Raw genomic sequence first — 19,317 nt, 5'->3', positions numbered from 1 at the left:
ATGCGCGGTGCGACGGCCGCTTCCATTCCCGTCACTTGAGCAGGAGATAGCGGACCGGATTGTCGTCGCACTGTCCTGCTCCGCACTCCAGCACCGTGGACAGCAGATTTGCGGCAACCAAGACTGCGAAGATCGCGAACACCGCGTTCGATGCCGGCCCGCTCATCGGCGCGTCTCCGTCTCTCTTGCCCATCATATCCTTCAGGACGAAGACAAGCGCGACATAGCACACGACGCCCACTGCGGCGATCAGCGCCCAGGTATAGAAGTGCAGTCCAAATAGCGCCGAGCCGAAGCCGGGGTCGCCGGGCGCAAGATGCAGCGATACCTGCCGCATCGAGACGAAACCCGTAACAAGGCTGGCTATGAGGATCATCGCGTAGTGCGAGGCGCGCTCACCGAGGCGAAGGTTGAACAGGAACCCCATGCCGATCGCGATGAAGCCGGCCCGCTGCAGCAGGCAAAGCGGGCAAGGAAGCTCGCCGAGCGCAAGCTGGTAGGTGAACGCGACCGTCAGGACCAATGAGATCCCGAGCAGCCCAAGCATATTCAGGATCGCGCCGACCGGTCGTTGTGCGCTCGTCTTTGCGGTGCCCAAAGCGATTCGCGCATCGGCGAACGGGCTCAAGAGATACGCCAGCCTTCCATGCCCCTCAGGAGCCGGCTTCGCTGCGCCGCTCCTGCGCATAGCGCACCAGCGCCGCAAAGCGATAGATGCCGTGCACGAACTTGCCGTAGGGCATGGTGATGAACAGCGCGAACACCGCGCCGAGATGCAGCGCCAGCAGCGGTCCCATCACGGCGGTCTCGCGCAGGATCAGAAGCAGCATGCCGGTGAGCCCGGTCAGGAACAGCATGGCGATGAAGCCGACATCCATGCCATAGCGCTGCTCGTCGAGCAGCGCGGGATCGCGCCGCATCTTGGCGGCGAACAGGCCGATCGGCCCGATGACGAGTCCGATGCCACCGAGCGTGCCGAGCACGACGGGCACATCCCACCACGGATACGGCGCCTCGCGGCCAAGCAGATAGTGGTACAGCGTGGCGACCGAGGTCGCGGCGAAGCACAGCAGGAAGCCGTAGAACGTCAGGTGATGGTAGAGCTTGCGCCGGTCGGTCGGCTTGTCGTCCTCGTTGTAGCAGCCGACGCCGCCGCCATGGAGATAGCGCAGCTCACCGGCGTCGCGGATCGCCTGGACAATCGAACCGCCATCGGCACGGCCGCCGACGGGCGTGCCGATGTCCCGCCAGAAGGCGCGCACGCTCATGACCAGGGCCAAGATCGCATAGAGGAAGGCGGCGCTGAACAGCGCAGCCATCGCGTTATGCGGCATCAGTTTGTAGAACGCGCCGGGCCCGGTATGGACGCCGAACAGCACGCTGCGATCGTTGAACGCCGCGAAGCTGAGGATGAAGGCGGCCATGCTGAGCGCGGCGACGATGCTGATGACGAGCCCGTTGCGGGCGAAGGCACCGGACAACGCCTGCGGCCAAGCATAGGCCGCGTAGGATTCGGCGCGCGCCACCGCGAGCGTCTTGGGGACGTTGACGTTGAACTCGTGCGGCGGCGAGAACTGGCAGTCGACGTAGCAGGCGCCGCATGAATGGCAGAGATTTGCGAGATAGTTGAGATCTCCGTCGGAAAAGGCCCGCCGCAGCTCCATGGCGGGAAATACCGCGCACAGACCCTCGCAGTAGCGGCAGGAATTGCAGACCGTCATCAGGCGGTCAGCTTCGTCCAAAGTTCTAGTTCCGTGCATGTTTCGCCGCTTCCCGTCCTGCGATCCGCCCAAACACGCTGCCGATCGTCATGCCCATGCCGGCCGCATAGCCCTTGCCGAGCACGTTGCCGGCCATGATCTCGCCGGCCGCGAACATGTTGCCTGACGGCCTGCCATCAGCCATCAGCATGCGCGCCTCCTTGTTCACGCGCGTGCCGAGATAGGTGAAGGTGATGCCGGGACGCACCGGATAGGCCAGATAAGGCGGCGTCTCGATCCGACGCGCCCAGTGGGTCTTCTGCGGCGTGATGCCCTCGGTGCGGCAGTCGTCCAGGATGGTGTGATCGAAGGTGCCGGGCCGCACCGCGGCGTTGAATTCGGTGATGGTCTTTTCCAGCGCGGCTGGATCGAGTTCCAGCTTGCCGGCCAGCTCGGCCACCGTCTGGCCGGCGATCGGCGGAAACAGCGTCGGCATGAAGCTGGTGACGACCGTCGAGTCGAAGATGATGTAGGCGATCTGGTCGGGCTGCGCCGCGACCAGCCGGCCCCAGATCGCGTAGCGCTTCGGCCAGATGTCCTCGCCCTCGTCATAGAAGCGCTGCGCATGCTTGTTGACGACGATGCCGAACACGACGGAGTCGTGGCGCGTGATGATGCCGCCGTCGAATTTCGGCGCGCGGGCGTCGATCGCGACCGCATGGCACTGGGTGGGATCGCCGACCTCCTGAACGCCCTTGTCGAGCAGCATCTTCAGGATCGAGCCGCGGTTATAGGGCGTGCCGCGGATCAGGAAATTGTCGGCGGCTTCGCCCCAATATTGCTTCAACCATTCGATGTTGGCCTCGAACCCGCCGGCCGCGGCAACCAGCGAGGTCGCGCGGATCTCGGTCTCGCCCTTGATCGACCGCTTGAGACGGGCGGCGAGGAACATGCCGTCCTCGATCACGAGGTCCGTGACCTCGGCGTCGTATTCGACGTCGACGCCGAGCTTCTCAGCGGTGAGATAGAGCGCATTCAGCATCGCGCGGCCGCCGCCAAGGAAGAAGGAGTTAGTGCGGCCGAGGCTCAGCGTGCCGCCGAGCGAAGGCTGCCAGCGCACGCCCTGATCCACGATCCAGTTCAGAATGTCCTTGGACTCCCGGATCATGTGGCGGGCGAGCACCTCGTCGGTCTGCCCCCCGGTCACGCGCAGCAGATCCTCCCAGAATTCGTCCTCGGTGTATGGGCCGGTGAGGATCTCGGTCGCGGCGTCGTGCGCGCAGCGCATGTTGCGGGTGTGGCGGGTATTGCCGCCGCGGTAGAACTTTGGCGCGCCTTCGAGCACCAGGACGGACGCGCCGCCGCGGCGCGCCGCGATCGCGGCGCACAGCGCCGCGTTGCCGCCGCCGATCACCAGCACGTCGTATTTTCTGCTCATGCCGTCTATCCGATGCGACGGAGTTGGAGACATCCTGCCCGCCGGCGGCCCCGGTCAATCCGGTTCGCCATTGCGCACCTTTGTATACAAAGATATACGATGATCCGGCAAGCGCCGTCCCTGCATGGGCAGGATGCGCGTGGCGAGCCCACGAGGATGCATGGCAAGACGCCCGACAAAGGCAGGCGGATCGATCGCGCGCAGTGGCGGTGTCGCGCTGGGCGAAGCCGTATTCCGTTCGCTCTGCGAGGCGCTGCAGGCCGGCAGCTATCGCGCCGGTGATCGCCTCCGCGAGGAGGAGGTCGCGCAGCGGCTGAAGGTCAGCCGCACGCCGGTGCGAGAGGCCCTGGGCCGGCTCGCGGCGCGCGGCTTCGTCGAACCCGCCGGCGGTCGCGGACTGATCGTGCGCAATCTCGACATCTCTGAGGTGCTCGAGCTCTACGCCATGCGCGAGATCATGGAGGGCGCCGCCGCCCGCCTCGCCGCCGAACATGCCTCAGCAACGGAACTCGATGCCATCAGGGACATCGAGCAGGCCTTCATCGAGGCGTCCGAGACCGACGCCGCCGAGATGGCACGGCTCAACCGCGCCTTTCACGCAGCTATCTGCCGCGCCGCGCGAAACCGCTATCTCGACAACGCCTCCCGCGAGTTGCAGGATTGGATCGCCCTGCTCGGTCCCACCACCTTCACCGTGACGGGCCGTCCGGCGACCAGCCACGGGGAGCATCAGGCCATCATCGAGGCCGTTGCCGCGCGCGACGGCGACAAGGCCGAACAGCTTGCGCGTGCGCACATCCGCGAAGCGCTGCGCTGCCGATTAAAGCTGTTGCAGAAGCAATAGCCGAGACGTTCACGCGACCACATCCGCAACGACAGCCTTCAACATATCCCGTACATCGGTGGGCTTCAGCCGCACCTGCAAGCCGCGCTGGCCGCCATTGAGATAGACGAGTCATGCGCGAGCGCGCTTCTCTCGATCACGGTGCGCACGAGCTTGCGCTGCCCGAACGGACTAATGCCGCCGACCTTGTAGCCGGTAAGGCGCTCGGCCTCCGGCGGCTTCATCATCTGCGCCGACTTGCCGCTCACGGCCGCAGCCAGCTTCTTCATCGAGACTTCTTGGTCGGATGGGACGATAACGCAGAACGGCTTGCCGTCGACCAGCGCCATCAGCGTCTTCAAGACGCGCGCCGGGACTTCACCGAGCGCGGCGGCCGCCTGGAGGCCAATGCTCGCGGCATCGGGATCGTAGTCGTAAGCGTGGATGGTGAAGGCGACACCGGCGGCTTCAAGCGCGCGCGTGGCTGGGGTGACTTTGGACATGGGTCACGTCTACCACCGTCATTGCGAGGAGCGAAGCGACGTGGGGCAAGCCGGCACCACATAATCACTGTCATCGCCCGGCCTTGACCGGGCGATCCAGTACTCCGAGAAAGTTGTGATTAAATCGATGGGCCGCAGCGTACCGGATGCCCCGCCCCTGTGCGCAATTGCGCACTAGGCGAGGCATGACAGCAGCTTTTGGCAAGCCTCGTGTACGGTGACGACGAGACCTTCCCTTACTCCGCCGCGTCCCGCATCTCGGCGCGTTCGGCCCTCGCCGCGCAGAACTTGAACTCTGGAATCTTGCCGAACGGATCGAGCGCCGGGTTGGTCAGGAGATTGGCGGCCGCCTCGGCGTAGCAGAACGGCATGAACACCATGTTCTCCGGCACGTCGCGGTCGGAACGGACCTTGACTTCGACGGCACCGCGGCGGGTCTCGAGGCGAATGAAATCGCCCGGCGCGAGCTTCTTCCTGTGCATGTCCTTCGGCGACATGAACGCGACCGCCTCGGGCTCGATCTGGTCGAGCACCTGGGCGCGGCGCGTCATCGAGCCGGTGTGCCAGTGCTCGAGCACACGGCCGGTCGACAGCACCATCGGATATTCGGCGTCGGGAATCTCGTCCGGCGGGATGACGTGGGCCGGCACGATCTTGCCGCGGCCGCTCGCGGTCGGGAATCCCGTGGTGAAGATGATCTCGTTGCCGGGCTTGTCCGGATCGTCGACGGGATAGGTGACCGCGCCTTCGCGCACCAGCCGTTCCCAGGTGATGTTCTTGAGTGACGGCATCAGCTCTGCCATCTCGGTGAAGACGTCGCCGGGGCCGGCATAATTCCACGGCAGGCCCATGCGCTTGCCGATCTCCTGGATGATCCAGAGATCCTGCCGCGCATCGCCCGGCGGCTTGATCACCTGGCGCGCGAGCTGCACGCGGCGATCGGTGTTGGTGAACGAGCCGTCCTTTTCCGCAAAGGCCGAGGCCGGCAAGATAACGTCGGCGTGGAACGCGGTCTCGGTGACGAAGAGATCCTGCACCACGAGATGATCGAGCATGGCGAGCGCGTGGCGCGCATGCTGCAGATCGGGGTCGGACATCGCGGGGTTCTCACCCTCGATATACATGCCCGTGATCTCGCCGGCGTGGATCGCGTTCATGATCTCGACCACGGTCAGGCCGCGGACGGGATCGAGGTCCTGGTCCCACACCTTTTCGAAAGCGCCGCGCAGGTCGTCGCGGCCGACCGGCTGATAATCCGGCAGGAACATCGGGATCAGGCCGGCGTCGGAGGCGCCCTGCACGTTGTTCTGGCCGCGCAGCGGATGCAGGCCGGTGCCGGGCCGGCCGACCTGGCCGGTGATCAGCGCCAGTGCGATCAGGCAGCGCGCATTGTCGGTGCCGTGGACATGCTGGCTGATGCCCATGCCCCAGAAGATGATCGACGATTTTGCGCGCGCATAGGTTCGTGCGACCTCGCGCAAGGTTTGCGCCGGGACGCCGCAGATCGGCTCCATCTTCTCCGGCGTGAACTCCTTGATCTTCTCCTTGAGGTCCTCGAAACCCTCGGTGTAGCCGGCGATGTACTGATCATCGGTCAGGCCTTCGGTGATGATCGTATTGATCATCGCGTTCAGCATCGCGACGTCGGAGCCCGGCTTGAACTGCAAGTGCTTGGTCGCATGGCGCGACAGCGTCTGCCGGCGCGGATCCATCACGAACAGCTTGGCGCCGTTCTGCTTGACCGCGTTCTTGATGAAGGTCGCGGCGACTGGATGGTTCACGGTCGGGTTGGCGCCGATCACGATGATGACCTCGGCGTCCATGGCCGCCGAGAACGGCGCCGACACCGCGCCCGAGCTCAGGCCTTCGAACAGCGCCGCCACGGACGAGGCGTGGCACAGACGGGTGCAATGGTCGACATTGTTCGAGCCGAAACCGGTGCGCACCAGCTTCTGGAACAGATAGGCCTCTTCATTCGAGCCCTTGGCCGAGCCGAAGCCCGCGAGCGCCTTCACGCCCTTTTCGTCGCGAATCTTGACCAGGCCCTTGGCGGCAATGTCGAGCGCCTCTTCCCAGCTCGCTTCGCGGAAATGCGTGAAGGGATTAGCCGGATCGACCTGATCGTTGGAATCCTTCTTCGCATTCGGCAACCGCACCAGCGGCTTGGTCAGGCGATGCGGGTGGTGGATGTAGTCGAAGCCGAAGCGGCCCTTCACACAAAGACGATTGTGATTGGCGGGGCCGTCGCGGCCCTCGGCGTAGATCACCTTCTCGTCCTTGACCTCGTAGGTCACCTGGCAGCCAACGCCGCAGAACGGGCAGAGCGAATCCACCTTCTTGTCGGCATAGGTGACGCGGGTCTGCGCCTCGTCCAGCATCACAGCCGGCATCAACGCGCCGGTCGGACAGGCCTGCACGCATTCGCCGCAGGCAACGCAGGTGGACTCGCCCATGGGATCGTCGAAGTCGAACACGATCTTCGAACCATGGTTGCGATAGGCCATGCCGATGACGTCGTTGACCTGAACCTCACGGCAGGCGCGCACGCACAGGCCGCACTGGATGCAGGCATCGAGATTGACGCGCATCGCCGGATGGCTGGCGTCGGTCTCCCAGCGCTCGGCGGCGGGGAAGCGGCTTTCGGTGACGCCGGTGGTCTCGGCCCAGTGCCAGAATTTCGACTCCGGATCGTGCGAAGTCTCGCGCGCCGGCTGGTCGGCGACCAGCAGCTCCATCACCATCTTCTGCGCCGACACCGCGCGCGCGGATTCGGTCTTTACCTTCATGCCGACCGACGGCGTGCGCTTGCAGGACGCTGCGAGCACGCGCTCGCCCTCGATCTCGACCATGCAGGCGCGGCAATTGCCGTCGGGGCGATAGTCGGGCGCCGGCGAATAGCACAGATGCGGAATCTCCCGCCCCTGGCGTTTTGCGACTTGCCAGATGGTTTCGCCGGCGTTGGCCTCGACCTGCTTGCCGTCGAGCTCGAAGGTAATCTTGGTCATTCGGCCGCTTCCTTGAACTCGTCAGGGAAATATTTGATCACGGTGGCCAGCGGATTCGATGCCGCCTGTCCGAGCCCGCAGATCGAGGCATCGCGCATCGCCTGGCTCAATTCTTCCAGCAAGGCACGATTCCAGACCGGCTTCTGCATCAGCAGCGCCGCCTTCTGGGTTCCGACACGGCACGGCGTGCACTGGCCGCAGCTCTCGTCCTCGAAGAACTTCATCAGGTTCAACGCCGCGCCGCGCACGCTGTCCTGCTGCGACAGGATCACGATCGCGGCCGAGCCAATGAAGCAGCCGTATTTTTCCAGCGTGCCGAAATCGAGCGGGATATCGTCCATCGCCGCCGGCAAGATGCCGCCGGATGCGCCGCCCGGCAGGTAAGCATAGAACTGATGGCCGTCGGCCATGCCGCCGCAATATTCGTCGATCAGCTCGCGCACGGTGATGCCCGCAGGCGCGAGCTTCATGCCGGGATTCTTCACGCGCCCCGAGACCGAGAAGCTGCGCAGGCCGTGCCGCTCGTGGCGGCCATTACCCTTCCACCAGTCCGCGCCGTTCTCGACGATGTCGCGCACCCACCACAGCGTCTCGATGTTGTTGATCAGCGTCGGCAGGCCGAACAGGCCGACCTGGAAGGGATAAGGCGGCTTGTGCCGGGGCAGACCGCGCTTGCCCTCGATACTTTCGAGCAGCGAGGATTCCTCGCCGCAGATATAGGCGCCGGCGCCGCGGCGCATGTGCAGGATCGGGCCCCCCGGCGGCAGCTTTGCGATCTCGCGCTCGAGGATCTCGCGCGACGCAGGATATTCGTCGCGCAGATAGATGTAGACGTCGGACGCCTGCACCACATGCGCGCCGAGCAGCATGCCCTCGATGAAGCGATGCGGATCGCTTTCGAGATAGACGCGGTCCTTGAACGTGCCGGGCTCGCCCTCGTCGCCGTTGATCGCCATCAGCCGCGGTCCGGGCTCCCCTAGCACCGCACGCCATTTGCGGCCGGTCGGGAAGCCAGCGCCGCCGAGACCACGCAAGGAGGCGTCGTCGAGCGACTTCAGGAGATCGTCGGTCGGCAATTCACCGGAGCGCACGCGATTGAGCAGCTTGTAGCCGCCGCCGGCAACATAGGCCTCGTAGCCGATGTATTTTGGTAGATGCGCGTGGGTGTCGCCCGCTTTCGCCGCGGCCAGGACATTGGCGACGGTCGCGTGGTCAACGAAATTGTGACCGACTTCGGCGGCAGGCGCGGTATCGCAGCGGCCAACGCACGGCGCGCGCACGACGCGGATGCCGGGACCCGACGCGCTCTGCAGATCCTCGAGCAGCTTCTCGCCGCCGAGCATCGCGCAGGTGAGAGAATCGCAGACCCGGATCGTCAGCGGCGCGATGTCAGGCTCGCCTTCCTTCACCACGTCGAAATGCGCGTAGAAGGTCGCGGTCTCGAACACCTCGGCGAAGGCGAGCTTCATCTCGTCCGCAAGCGCGGCGAGATGCGCGGCGGAAATCTGGTGATATTTGTCCTGGATGAGGTGCAGATATTCGATCAGGAGATCGCGACGCCGCGGTTTGTCGCCGAGCAGAAGCTCGATCTCGTGCGCGGCGGTCGGATCAACTTGGCGCCCTTTAGGGGTGGCCTTAGCGCGTCGGCGTCCCTCACCGGGATGCTCGAACGGGCGGACCTTGTGCACGTCATCGCTCATCGATTCGTCTCGATCTCGTCTTTTAGAACGGTTCAAGTTCTAGCTGCTGGCATGCCAGATGCCAAGGGAATTATCATATGCGCGAGATCAGTTAAGCACGGCCCCGAGGGGCAACCCTGGATCGCGGCCTGGATCCGGCCTCACCTTCGATCCGACGCGTCGACTGATGAAACGAAGCCTGAATTGGTCTCGAGATCAATAAAGGCTTCCCATGCTGCAATAGCGAAAACGTATCGCGCTCTCGCTCCGAGGTGACTCTCTATGCTAGGTCAGCTCTTGCCCATGCACTCTTCGATGTAGAACCAGCGGTCGTCGCCGGCGAGGCCCTTGGCCTTCACGTCGGCACGGCACGCCTTGAGTTTCGGCTTATTAGCCGCCCACTTCGCCTTCATGTCCTTCAACTTCTGCATGGTGAGCTTGATCTTGCCAGGCTTGGCCTCGGTCGTTGCAGCAGGGGCCGCCGGTGTCGTGGCCGTCTGCGCGGATGCGGCATGAAGACCAGCGACGAGCAACACGGCCGCAAGGCAAGGTCGGGTGCGATACATTGAAGTTCCCCTAAGTCCCATTCTCGGTGATGTCTAAAAGGCGAACGCCGCGGGACGCACTGACGAGCATCCCACGGCCGTCTCGACGGCGATCAGAAGATCTTGACCGCGCTCTCCAGCGTCTTCCAGACACCCCAAAGCAGGGGAACGCCGACGAAGGCCCAGAACAACGCCGCCTTGGCATCGAGCCCGCCAAATCCGATGCCATAGGAGCCGTGCGGCCCCGCGGCCGCGGCGCTGGCGCTCGCTGCCTGCAACTTGGCGACATCGGCGTCCTTCATGTGCCACTTCGAATCGACCGGCTTGATCAGGTAGTTGCAGATCAGGCCCGCAATCAGCATCGCGCACAGGATGTACATGGTGGTGTTGTAGAGCTGGTCGCGCGGCACGCCGGCCGCGAGCTGGAACTCGCGGATGTAATTGACCACGACGGGGCCGATGATGCCCGCGGTGGACCACGCCGTCAGCAGCCTGCCATGGATGGCGCCGACGAACTGCGTGCCGAACATGTCGGCGAGATAGGCCGGCACGGTCGCGAAGCCGCCGCCATACATCGACAGGATGATGCCGAAGCCGAGCACGAACAGCAGCTTCGAGCCCATCGTCGCAAAGGTCGGCGCCAGCGCATAGAGCACGATGCCGAGGATGAAGAAGGTGTAGTAGGTGTTCTTGCGCCCGATCTTGTCGGACAGCGACGCCCAGAAGAAGCGGCCGCCGATGTTGAACAGCGACAGCAATCCGGCGAAGCCTGCGGCGATCGCCGCGATCTGCGCCTTCTGCCCGGCATCGAGCGCGTTGAAACCGACGTCAGGCAGACCGATCAGCTTGCCGCCGAAAATCTCCTGCAGCATTGGCGAGGCCATGCCGATCACGCCGATGCCTGCCGACACGTTCAGGCAGAGCACCCACCAGATCAGCCAGAACTGCGGCGTCTTGTGCGCATCGTTGAGATGGACGTTATTCTTCGAGATCATCGCGTTGGCCTTCGACGGCGGGGTCCAGCCCTCGGGCTGCCACCCGGCCGGCGGCAGGCGATAGCGGAACGCGCCGATCATCATGAACACGAAGTAGATGACGCCCATCGCAACGAAGGTCTCCCAGACGCCGACCGACGTCGGGCCCTTGAAGTAGTTCATCAAGAGGTTCGCCAGTGGCGCACCGATCATGGCGCCGCCTCCGAAGCCCATGATGGCCATGCCGGTCGCCATGCCGCGGCGGTCCGGGAACCACTTCACCAGCGTCGACACCGGCGAGATATAGCCGAGGCCGAGACCGATGCCGCCGATCACGCCCGAACCCAGCCACAACAACCAGAGCTGATGGGTGTAGACTCCGATCGCACCGAGGAAGAGGCCGCCGCACCAGCATAGCGCCGAGACGAAGCCGGCCTTGCGCGGGCCAACGCGCTCGAGCCAGCCGCCCCAGACCGCAGCCGCGATGCCGAGCAGCACGAAAAACAGCGTGTACATCCATCCCATGCTGGCGACCTTCCAGTCGCAGCTGGTCGTGAACAGTTCCTGAAACAGCGACATGTCTGCGCACGCCTTCGGCGCGGTCAATCCGATCGCGCGCGACAACGGCAGCCAGAACACCGAGAAGCCATAAGCCATGCCGATGCACAGATGGATGCACAGCGCCGCCGGCGGCACCAGCCAGCGATTGAAGCCGGCGGTCGCGATGGTTCGCTCGCGATCCAGAAAACCTGCGCCAGCGCCCGAAAGTGTCCCAGCGCTTTCAACTGAAGCCATGCAATCCTCCCCTACAGCCACCCTTCTGAGCGGCCTGCCAATAGGATCCTGATCCTCAAGCAGCGCAGCCGATGTCCCCGCTGCCCCGCATGATCGTTGAACGCGCGCCAGGATCATCACGCGCGTTTGAGACGTTACCCCCTCAGCGAGGTTCTATGCCCGACATGGCATTCAGGCTTTTCGATGGGCCCGTTTGCTTCGCGTATCGCAGGCAAGACTCGACCTCCGCGTTTCGGCGAAGGAAGCCAATTGGGCAGAAGTGGTGATCTATGTCGATAGATAAAAGGTAGGTATCAACCGAGTGACCGCTCGCTAATTGGGCGGCGCACCATTGATATTCTCTATCGAGCGATCGGCCTTCGTTATCAGAAACACGATGCGTGCGTCGTTGCGCTCCGTGATCTCCACCTCATCGCCGGTCTCCCGGATCAGGTTCGGAATATCAATCACCGACAACGGATCGGTGCAGCACACTTCGAGCTGATCGCCCGGCTGCAACGGCTTCAGCGCCTTGCGCGTCTTCAGGGCTGGCAGCGGGCATTTCAACCCGGCGAGATCGAGCGTCGTTCTGGTCATGGGCGCAACATGGCGAGATGAGTCGATGACGTCAACGCAACCGCTCAGATCAGACCGGCATAGGACAAGAAGCCCACACTCTGCCCCGGCTCGACAGAGGTGATATCCTCGCCGAGCTCAACGAGACCGTCGGTCTCGACCAGCGAGGACAACAGTCCGGCACCTTCGCGCGGGAACTTGACCGCCTCGAGAGTGCCGCCCTCCGCGCGCCGCAAGGAGGCTCGAACATATTCGCGGCGGCCGATCTTCTTCTTGTAGGTGAACGCGGCGCGCACCGGGATCGGCAACAACGGCTCGGGCAGGCTGCCTGCAAGTGCCAGCACCGTCGGCCGCACCACATGGACGAAGGTGACGAAGCTCGCGACGGGATTACCGGGCAGTCCGATCAGCGGCGTACCGCCGATGATGCCCATCGCCACGGGACGGCCGGGCTTGATCGCCATTCGCCACAGCACCAGCGAGCCGATGCTCTCGACCGCCGCCTTGACGTGATCCTCCTCGCCGGTCGAAACGCCGCCTGTTGTGAGGATCAGGTCGTGGTCGCCTGCGACCTGCTTCAAGCCGTTTGCAAGCAACTCGCGCTCGTCGCGCAAAATGCCGAGATCGCTGACCTCGCAGCCGAGCCGGCGCAGCATTGCCATCAGCATGAAACGGTTGGAGTCGAACAGCTGCGAAACCGCGCGCGGCCCGCCGGGCGATGCAAGCTCGTTACCTGTCGAGAACACCGCGACGCGAATGCGCCTGACAACATCGAGCCTGACAAGGCCGAACGCCGCCGCAAGCGCGATGTGCTGCGGCCGCAAGCGCTGGCCGGCGCGCAGCGCGACGTGCCCTTCGGGAATGTCCTCGCCTGCGGGCCGGACATTCGCGCCCGGCTTCAGCCCCAGCGGCAGCACGATCCTGCCGACCTCATCGAGGCGGACATCTTCCTGCATGAAGACGGTGTCGGCACCCGGCGGCATTGGCGCGCCAGTAAAAATGCGCGCGGTGCGACCGGGCTTGATTGCAGCCTGCGCCAGACCGCCAGCCTGGATACGGCCGTCGAGCGGCAGCGCTTGCTCCGCCTTTTGCGGAAGGTCGGCATTGCGCACCGCATAGCCGTCGACGGCGGAGTTGGTGAACGGCGGCAGCGGCAAAGGCGCCGCGATGTCGCGCGCCAGCACGCGCCCGTCCGCATCGACGAGGGCCACCGTTTCGAGATCGGCAACCGCATTGACCCGCGTCGTGATGAGACCAACGGCGTCGTCGACCGACAACATCGGTCCGCCGAAAGCAAAACAATCGTCCGACAGTTGCGCCATGGTGCCTCGTCAGCGCATCGCGGCGCATTTCGCCACCGCTTCCTCGACCGGCATCGCCGCGCGCAGCAACAGCGCCGCGGCAGCCTCGATATTATCAAGATGGACAGTCGGCAGCTGGGTTTCAACCGCCGTGTCGGTTGCAATCCCGGCAATTCCGGGATCGTCGGGAAACAGCAGCGGCTTGCCGTTGGCGGCGCGATGCACCTCGATCTTGCGATGCGGCTCGCGCTTGAAGCCCTCGACCACGACGAGATCGACGGCAGACAGCTTGCTCAGGAGTTCCGGCAGCCGCGGCTCGGCCGCACCACGCAATTCATGCATCAGGGCCCAGCGGTTTGACGAAGCAACCAGCACCTCGGCCGCGCCCGCCTCGCGATGGCGCCAGGAATCCTTGCCGGGCACGTCGACGTCGAACTGGTGATGCGCATGCTTGATGACGGAGACGCGCAGGCCTTGCGCGTTGAAATGCGGGATCAGCCGCGTCAACAGCGTGGTCTTGCCCGCACCGCTCCAGCCTGCAAGGCCGATGACTTTCATCGCAACTCGATCTCCGCGGACGGAACCGCCTTCTCCATCGTCATAAGCATGCTTATATCGGCTTGACCCGAATGTCATGCTAACGTCGCGGCCATGATGAAGATCGACAAAGCCCCGGTGCCCCTGATCGTCCCCAATCCGGACGACCCGCGCCTGACCCAGAGCGTGACCGGCACCGACCAGACCGGCGCCAGGGTCGAGATCAAGGTACCGATGGAGCGGCCGCTGACGCTTTACCTGAATTCACAGGAGATCGTCACCATGATGACGATCGGCGACTACCCGGAGTATCTGGCGCTCGGCTACCTGCTGAACCAGAACATGCTGAAATATAATGACGCGGTCACCGGGGTCGAATACGACGACGACCTCCAGGTGGTCGTGGTGCGGACCGAGCACCACACCAATTTCGAAGCCAAGCTGAAGAAGCGCACGCAGACCTCGGGCTGCGCGCAGGGCACCGCGTTCGGCGATCTGCTAGAGGCGGTCGAGAGCGTCGCGCTGCCGAGGGCCGAGTTGCGCACCTCTTGGCTCTACCAGATGACGCAGACCATCAACACCATGCCCTCGCTTTATCTCGAGGCCGGCGCGATCCACGGCTGCGTGCTGTGCAGGGAGGGCGAGCCGCTCTGCTACACCGAAGACGTCGGCCGCCACAATGCCGTCGACAAGATCGCGGGCTGGATGTACCGCCACGGCGTCGATGCGTCCGACAAGATCCTCTACACAACGGGACGGCTCACCTCGGAGATGGTGATCAAGACGGTCCGCATGGGGATTCCGATCCTGGTGTCGCGCTCCGGCTTCACCGCCTGGGGCGTCGATCTCGCAAGGCAGGTCGGGCTGACGCTGGTCGGTCGCACCCGCGGCAAGCGCTTCATCGCGCTCGCGGGCGCGGAGCGCATCGTCTACGACCAGAACCTCGCTTACGTCGAGGACGAATCGGCCAAGCACAAGCGCAAGGGTGAAGGTGGTGACGACTGATATTCCGGCCACACAAGGCGTTTTGCTCGCCGGCGGCCTGGCGCGACGCATGGGCGGCGGCGACAAGCCGATGCGCACCATCGGCGGCCGCACTATTCTGGAGCGCGTGATCGCGCGCCTGTCGCCGCAGTGCAGCGAACTGATCCTCAATGCGAATGGCGACCCCGTGCGCTTCGCCGCGTTCGGCTTGCAGGTCGTCGCCGACGACGTGCCCGGCTTTCCCGGCCCGCTCGCCGGCATTCTGGCCGCGCTCGACTGGACCGCGGCCAACTGGCCGGAGATCGACTGGGTGCTCAGCGCCGCCGGCGATTGCCCGTTCCTGCCGCGCGATCTGGTTGCCCGCCTGCATGAAGCACGCGAGCGCGAGAGCGCGCAGCTCGTGGTCGCCGCATCAGGCGACCAGTCGCATCCGGTGATCGGCCTGTGGCGCGTCGCCTTGCGCGACGAGCTGCGTCACGCGCTGGTCGTCGAAGAGCTCCGTAAGATCGACCGCTGGACCGCGCGCTATCCGCTCGCGACGGTGAGGTGGCCAACCGAGCCGTTCGATCCGTTCTTCAATGCCAATACGGTCGAGGACATCGCCGAGGCCGAACGGCTGGCGGCGCTGGATGACGCGGCCTAGCAGCTTTACGATTTCGGAAACTCGTTGAGAAGCTGCGCCCAGATGATCGCGAAGGCGATCAGGCCGCAAAGACCGACGGCAGTGGTGAATCGTGGCAAACGCCCGATCGCAACCAGCAGCCATGCCGGCAGGAAGAACGACCCGAACACCATGCCCAGCGGAAACACCGCGAGCCAGTGAAAGCCGCTGCCGTCCCCGGGCGGGACATTCGCGATGAAATAGAACGTGTACAGCCAGAACAGCGTACCGGCCGCAGCGATCAGTGCAGCGAACTTGCGGAAATTGAGGGGCGTTGACGCGGTCATGACTTGGCTCACATTCCTTGGTCGCGACGGCGGCCATCCAAGTTCATGACGTCTTGAACCAGACCGGGAAAGGGAGCGACCACAGGTCTGAACAATCCCCGGATGAGCCATGACAGCCCCCCTCTTGAATACCATCTTCGAATTTGTCGATTTCGTATTCGATCTCTCTGAGAGCGTCGATCGCACGAAGCAGCTGAGCAAGCCTGACATCGTCGAGGTTCCGCCGGACCCGAAGCCGGTGCCGCTCGCCGCGCGCCGTGCGCTTGCCGAGGCCGAGGAGCGCGAGCGCGCACGGGCCGCTCGAGCCGCCAGCGGCACCGACCAAGCGGCGTAGCCGTAGACCCGGCTCGTATCGGTCCGCTCCTTCAGCCAGACATTTGCGCGCGACGTCTGCTGGACCCGCGTCGCGCGTGCAGCTTGAACGCCGCGTCGTCGTCTGTCGTCTACGCGGGCCGGAAACCCGCGGCTTCGAGTGCCGCACGCGCCTCATCCGAGCCGAGTGCATCGCGAAAGGCCTGCACCGCCGGGCGATGCTTGCGCGCTGTCACCAGCGCGAAATCATAATGCTCCTCCGCGAGCGGAATGAAACCGAGGCCGACCGCATGGGCGACCGCCGCAATGGTCATGCCCCAGTCGGCACGGCGCTGCGCGACGGCCGCGGCCACGGCGTTGTGCGAGCGCGGCTGGTTCCAATAGCCCTCCGGCCGCGCGCCGCCGAGCAGCCGGTCGATCAGGATGCGCGTGCCGGCGCCCTGGTTGCGGTTGACCATGATGCAGGCGGGATCGGCGAGCGCTTTGGCAATGGCCTGCTTCGCGCTCAGGCCTTCGAAGCGCTTGTCGCCCTTGCGAAACACAATGCCCTGCATCCGGCGCCAGCCAGGGACGAGCTCGAGCCCCTCGACGAGATAAGGCGCGTTGTAGGTCTCGCTCTTGTCGTCGAACAGATGGATCGGCGCGAGATCGCATTCGCCGCGCTTCGCGGCCGCGAGGCCGCCGAGGCTGCCGACGGCAATCGAGCGCACCGTGAGACCGGAATGCGCGAGCTGTGCTGTGACGAGATCAAGGCCGGTGCAGTGGCTGCCGACGATGACGAGATCGGGCACGCGCACATGCGGCGTGAACAGCGTCACCTCGGCTTCAGTCCCGGCCGGCATCTGGTCGGCGAGCGCATCGATGCGCAGAAAGCCGTCGGCCTGCGCGAAGGAGGTGATCGCCCCCGAGCCCTTGCCCGAGGGATAGGCGATCAGTCCGTCCCTGCCCTCGACCAGCGAGACCATGACGAATTCGGTGCGGCCGAGTTCGGACGCGATGCGGACCGGCACGGTTGCGCCCACCTTGGCGTCGGAGCGCGGCGGCAGTCCGGCCATCCTGCGCAGCACCGGCACGATCACGTCATGGAATGTGAACATTGCCGAGGTCGGGAAGCCCGGCAGGATCACCACCGGCTTGCCGTCGCACACTGCGAGGCACAGCGGCTTGCCGGGCTTGAGCGCAACGCCATGCGCGATGATGCCGGGCCGGCCCAGCCGGGCGATGATGCGGTGGGACAGGTCGCCCGCGCCCTTCGACGTGCCGCCCGAGAGCACCAGCATGTCGGCATCTGCAAGCGCGCGCCGCATCACGGCATCGAGCTTGGCTTCGTCGTCGGGAATGGCGCCGAGGAAGACCGCCTTGCCGCCGTTCTCGTCGATCGCAGCGGCGACAATCGTGCCGTTGGTATCGTAGATCGCCGCCGGCGCCAGCGCCTCGCCGGGCTGCACCAGTTCGTCGCCGGTGGAGATCACGGCAACCCGCGGCTTTCGCGCGACAGTCACGTCGGCAATGCCGCAGGCCGCCAGCATGCCAATCTCGCGCGAGCCGATGATCGTGCCGGCGCGCAGCAATGCCTCGCCGCGCGCGATGTCCGATCCCGCATAGGAGACGAATTGTCCAGGAGACGCGGCGCGGCGAACGTCGATCGCATCCGAGCCGGCCGGCTGGGTGTGCTCGACCATGACGACGGCGTCGGCACCGCGCGGCAGCGGACCGCCGGTGGCGATCGGCGTTGCGGTTCCTGCTGCGACCTGCAGCGCCGGCGTGGTGCCGCAGTGGATGGTCTCACCGTTCAGCGCAAGGCGCCGGGGCGTGCCCTCGCCGGCCGCGGCAAGATCCGCCGCGCGCACGGCAAAGCCGTCGACGTTGGAACGGTCGAACGGCGGCACGTCGATCGGCGCGGTGACGTCTTCCGCAAGCGCCATGCCGAGCGCATCGCCGAGCTTGCGCAGCTCGCTCGGAATCGCGCGCGGGAACAGCGCCGCCTCGAAGCGCGCCAGCGCCTCCTCGCGCGACAGGACCTTGAGGAATTGCTCCTGGTCGAGCGCGCTGCGGTCTGGCGTTTGCAAGATCCTGGTCATGCCGGAACCCATATCATTCCCGCGTCAGATATGCATCAACCGGCACGCCTGCCGCAAATCCCTCGTCGCTGGCGGGAATGAGCAGCCATGCATCCGCACGGGCGATGGCCTGGAGCGGCCATTCGCCCACGGCAAGCGGCATCCACGTCTTATGTTCCTCGACCAGCAGCGCGATCTCGGCGATGCCGACGCTGGATGCGATTTTTCGCGCGAGCGGCAACGTCACCTGTCGGCGCGGCAGCCGCGCCGACAGACGATCGACGAGCGGAAGCACCAGCGCGAGCCAGGCTGCGAGCGCATGATCCGGCGAGCCCGGCAAAGCGACGGCGGGAACTTTTCCGGGCCGCGCCACGGCGGCGGTGCGTCCGGGCTGGAGCGCGAGGCCATGGGCGAGCACGTCGCCATGCCGAGCCAGCGCGTTGACGGCGGCGTCGCGACGTCCGACGCCGCTGCCGCCGATCGTCACGACGAGATCGCAGGCGAGATCGACGAACGCTTGCGCGATCGATGCCGCATCTCGCGCAGCAGCTTCGCGCGTTTTCACATGCAGCCCCGCTGCGCGCGCGATCTCCGCAATCATGCTCGTTGTCACGGCTGCTGCACCCGGCACGTTGACGATGCACAAGCGCGGCTGCCGTACGGCCAGCTTTTCGACACCGGCGGCGCGCGCGAGCAGCAAAGCGGCAGGATCGATCAACTGCCCTTCCGCCGCGGCAGGCACGCGTCCGGCGATGTCGCTTCCGGCGCGCCTGACGCCCTGTCCGGTCACACCCTCCGCCAGCACCTGGGCGAGCGGGCCTGACACCTCGACCGCGTCGGCATCGAGCACGCAATCACATCCCGGCGGCATCGGCTCGCCGGCATCGACCCAGACAGGCGCCGTTGCCAGAGGCAGTGGCGAATAGGCGGACGCACCGACAATATCGTTGGCGCAAAGTGCCCAGCCATCCGCGGCGGCGCTGTCGCGCGGCGGATGGGCCGCAAGCAGCGGCGTCCCTGCCGCGATGCAGCCGGCGGCCTCGGTCAGGGGCAACTCGATCGTCGCTATCGGTCCAACGTCTTGCAGCAATCCGGCGAGCGCGGTGTCGAGCGGCGTCAGGGATGGCGTCAGGCGCTGGGTCATGCGCCATGATGGAC

17 protein-coding genes and 1 pseudogene are annotated in these 19,317 nt (G+C 65.3%); 4 read left to right on the top strand and 14 right to left on the bottom strand.

What is annotated here, in order from left to right:
* Nucleotides 1-31: 31 nt before the first annotated feature.
* The 3 genes from QSV46_RS28530 to tcuA form a co-directional block, all read right to left on the bottom strand.
* A complete protein-coding gene (locus tag QSV46_RS28530; RefSeq protein WP_314959520.1) occupies nt 32-547 on the bottom strand; it encodes a disulfide bond formation protein B in 516 nt (171 codons plus the stop codon).
* Between the two features lie 106 nt (nt 548-653).
* Nucleotides 654-1,760 (bottom strand): tricarballylate utilization 4Fe-4S protein TcuB, encoded by a 1,107-nt coding sequence (tcuB, locus tag QSV46_RS28525; protein ID WP_314959376.1) that lies wholly within the window; start codon nt 1,758-1,760, stop codon nt 654-656.
* Complete coding sequence (tcuA, locus tag QSV46_RS28520) at nt 1,747-3,138, bottom strand: FAD-dependent tricarballylate dehydrogenase TcuA (RefSeq protein ID WP_314959373.1); 1,392 nt, start codon at nt 3,136-3,138, stop codon at nt 1,747-1,749. The genes tcuB and tcuA overlap by 14 nt, the downstream gene beginning before the upstream one ends.
* Before the next feature lie 160 nt (nt 3,139-3,298).
* Between tcuA and QSV46_RS28515 the strand changes: the two genes are divergently transcribed.
* Entirely contained in the window at nt 3,299-3,982 is a 684-nt protein-coding gene (locus tag QSV46_RS28515; RefSeq protein WP_314959371.1) for a GntR family transcriptional regulator, read from the top strand.
* Nucleotides 3,983-3,991: 9 nt separating this feature from the next.
* Here the strand turns inward: QSV46_RS28515 and ybaK are convergent.
* From ybaK to mobB, 8 genes and pseudogenes are all read right to left on the bottom strand, one after another.
* Nucleotides 3,992-4,464, bottom strand: a pseudogene (gene ybaK, locus QSV46_RS28510) (Cys-tRNA(Pro) deacylase).
* A gap of 236 nt (nt 4,465-4,700) precedes the next feature.
* Entirely contained in the window at nt 4,701-7,469 is a 2,769-nt protein-coding gene (fdhF, locus tag QSV46_RS28505; protein ID WP_314959368.1) for a formate dehydrogenase subunit alpha, read from the bottom strand.
* The gene (locus QSV46_RS28500; protein ID WP_314959365.1) at nt 7,466-9,169 is read right to left on the bottom strand and encodes an NADH-ubiquinone oxidoreductase-F iron-sulfur binding region domain-containing protein; all 1,704 of its coding nucleotides are present in this window, start codon (nt 9,167-9,169) and stop codon (nt 7,466-7,468) included. The genes fdhF and QSV46_RS28500 overlap by 4 nt, the downstream gene beginning before the upstream one ends.
* Nucleotides 9,170-9,438: 269 nt before the next feature.
* On the bottom strand, nt 9,439-9,714 hold the full coding sequence (locus tag QSV46_RS28495; protein WP_314959362.1) for a hypothetical protein: 276 nt from the start codon (nt 9,712-9,714) through the stop codon (nt 9,439-9,441).
* 92 nt (nt 9,715-9,806) lie between these two features.
* Nucleotides 9,807-11,462: an OFA family MFS transporter gene (locus QSV46_RS28490; RefSeq protein WP_314959360.1), complete on the bottom strand. Its 1,656-nt coding sequence runs from the start codon at nt 11,460-11,462 to the stop codon at nt 9,807-9,809.
* A 312-nt stretch (nt 11,463-11,774) separates the two neighbouring features.
* Complete coding sequence (locus QSV46_RS28485; protein ID WP_314959357.1) at nt 11,775-12,038, bottom strand: sulfurtransferase TusA family protein; 264 nt, start codon at nt 12,036-12,038, stop codon at nt 11,775-11,777.
* Between the two features lie 44 nt (nt 12,039-12,082).
* Nucleotides 12,083-13,339, bottom strand: a complete 1,257-nt coding sequence (glp, locus tag QSV46_RS28480) for a gephyrin-like molybdotransferase Glp (RefSeq protein ID WP_314959356.1) — start codon at nt 13,337-13,339, stop codon at nt 12,083-12,085.
* A gap of 9 nt (nt 13,340-13,348) precedes the next feature.
* Complete coding sequence (mobB, locus tag QSV46_RS28475) at nt 13,349-13,876, bottom strand: molybdopterin-guanine dinucleotide biosynthesis protein B (protein WP_314959354.1); 528 nt, start codon at nt 13,874-13,876, stop codon at nt 13,349-13,351.
* Between the two features lie 93 nt (nt 13,877-13,969).
* Between mobB and fdhD the strand changes: the two genes are divergently transcribed.
* Nucleotides 13,970-14,860 (top strand): formate dehydrogenase accessory sulfurtransferase FdhD, encoded by an 891-nt coding sequence (gene fdhD / locus QSV46_RS28470; RefSeq protein ID WP_314959352.1) that lies wholly within the window; start codon nt 13,970-13,972, stop codon nt 14,858-14,860.
* Entirely contained in the window at nt 14,847-15,482 is a 636-nt protein-coding gene (gene mobA, locus QSV46_RS28465; RefSeq protein ID WP_314959350.1) for a molybdenum cofactor guanylyltransferase MobA, read from the top strand. Before fdhD ends, mobA begins: the two co-directional genes overlap by 14 nt.
* A 5-nt stretch (nt 15,483-15,487) precedes the next feature.
* Here the strand turns inward: mobA and QSV46_RS28460 are convergent, their stop codons facing one another.
* On the bottom strand, nt 15,488-15,787 hold the full coding sequence (locus QSV46_RS28460; RefSeq protein WP_314959348.1) for a hypothetical protein: 300 nt from the start codon (nt 15,785-15,787) through the stop codon (nt 15,488-15,490).
* A gap of 109 nt (nt 15,788-15,896) precedes the next feature.
* Between QSV46_RS28460 and QSV46_RS28455 the strand changes: the two genes are divergently transcribed.
* The gene (locus QSV46_RS28455) at nt 15,897-16,121 is read left to right on the top strand and encodes a hypothetical protein (RefSeq protein WP_314959346.1); all 225 of its coding nucleotides are present in this window, start codon (nt 15,897-15,899) and stop codon (nt 16,119-16,121) included.
* A 109-nt stretch (nt 16,122-16,230) separates the two neighbouring features.
* On the opposite strand, the gene QSV46_RS28450 is transcribed toward QSV46_RS28455, so the two are convergent.
* Nucleotides 16,231-18,180, bottom strand: coding sequence for a molybdopterin biosynthesis protein (locus QSV46_RS28450; RefSeq protein WP_314959343.1), 1,950 nt, complete (start codon nt 18,178-18,180; stop codon nt 16,231-16,233).
* Between the two features lie 13 nt (nt 18,181-18,193).
* Nucleotides 18,194-19,303 carry a molybdopterin-binding protein gene (locus QSV46_RS28445; protein ID WP_314959341.1) on the bottom strand — a complete coding sequence of 370 codons (1,110 nt, stop codon included), beginning with the start codon at nt 19,301-19,303 and terminating at the stop codon, nt 18,194-18,196.
* Nucleotides 19,304-19,317: the final 14 nt, after the last annotated feature.

The organism is Bradyrhizobium cosmicum, assembly GCF_032290525.1.
In the GTDB taxonomy this organism is placed as follows: domain Bacteria; phylum Pseudomonadota; class Alphaproteobacteria; order Rhizobiales; family Xanthobacteraceae; genus Bradyrhizobium; species Bradyrhizobium cosmicum_A.
This window is presented reverse-complemented; position numbering and strand designations above follow the sequence as displayed.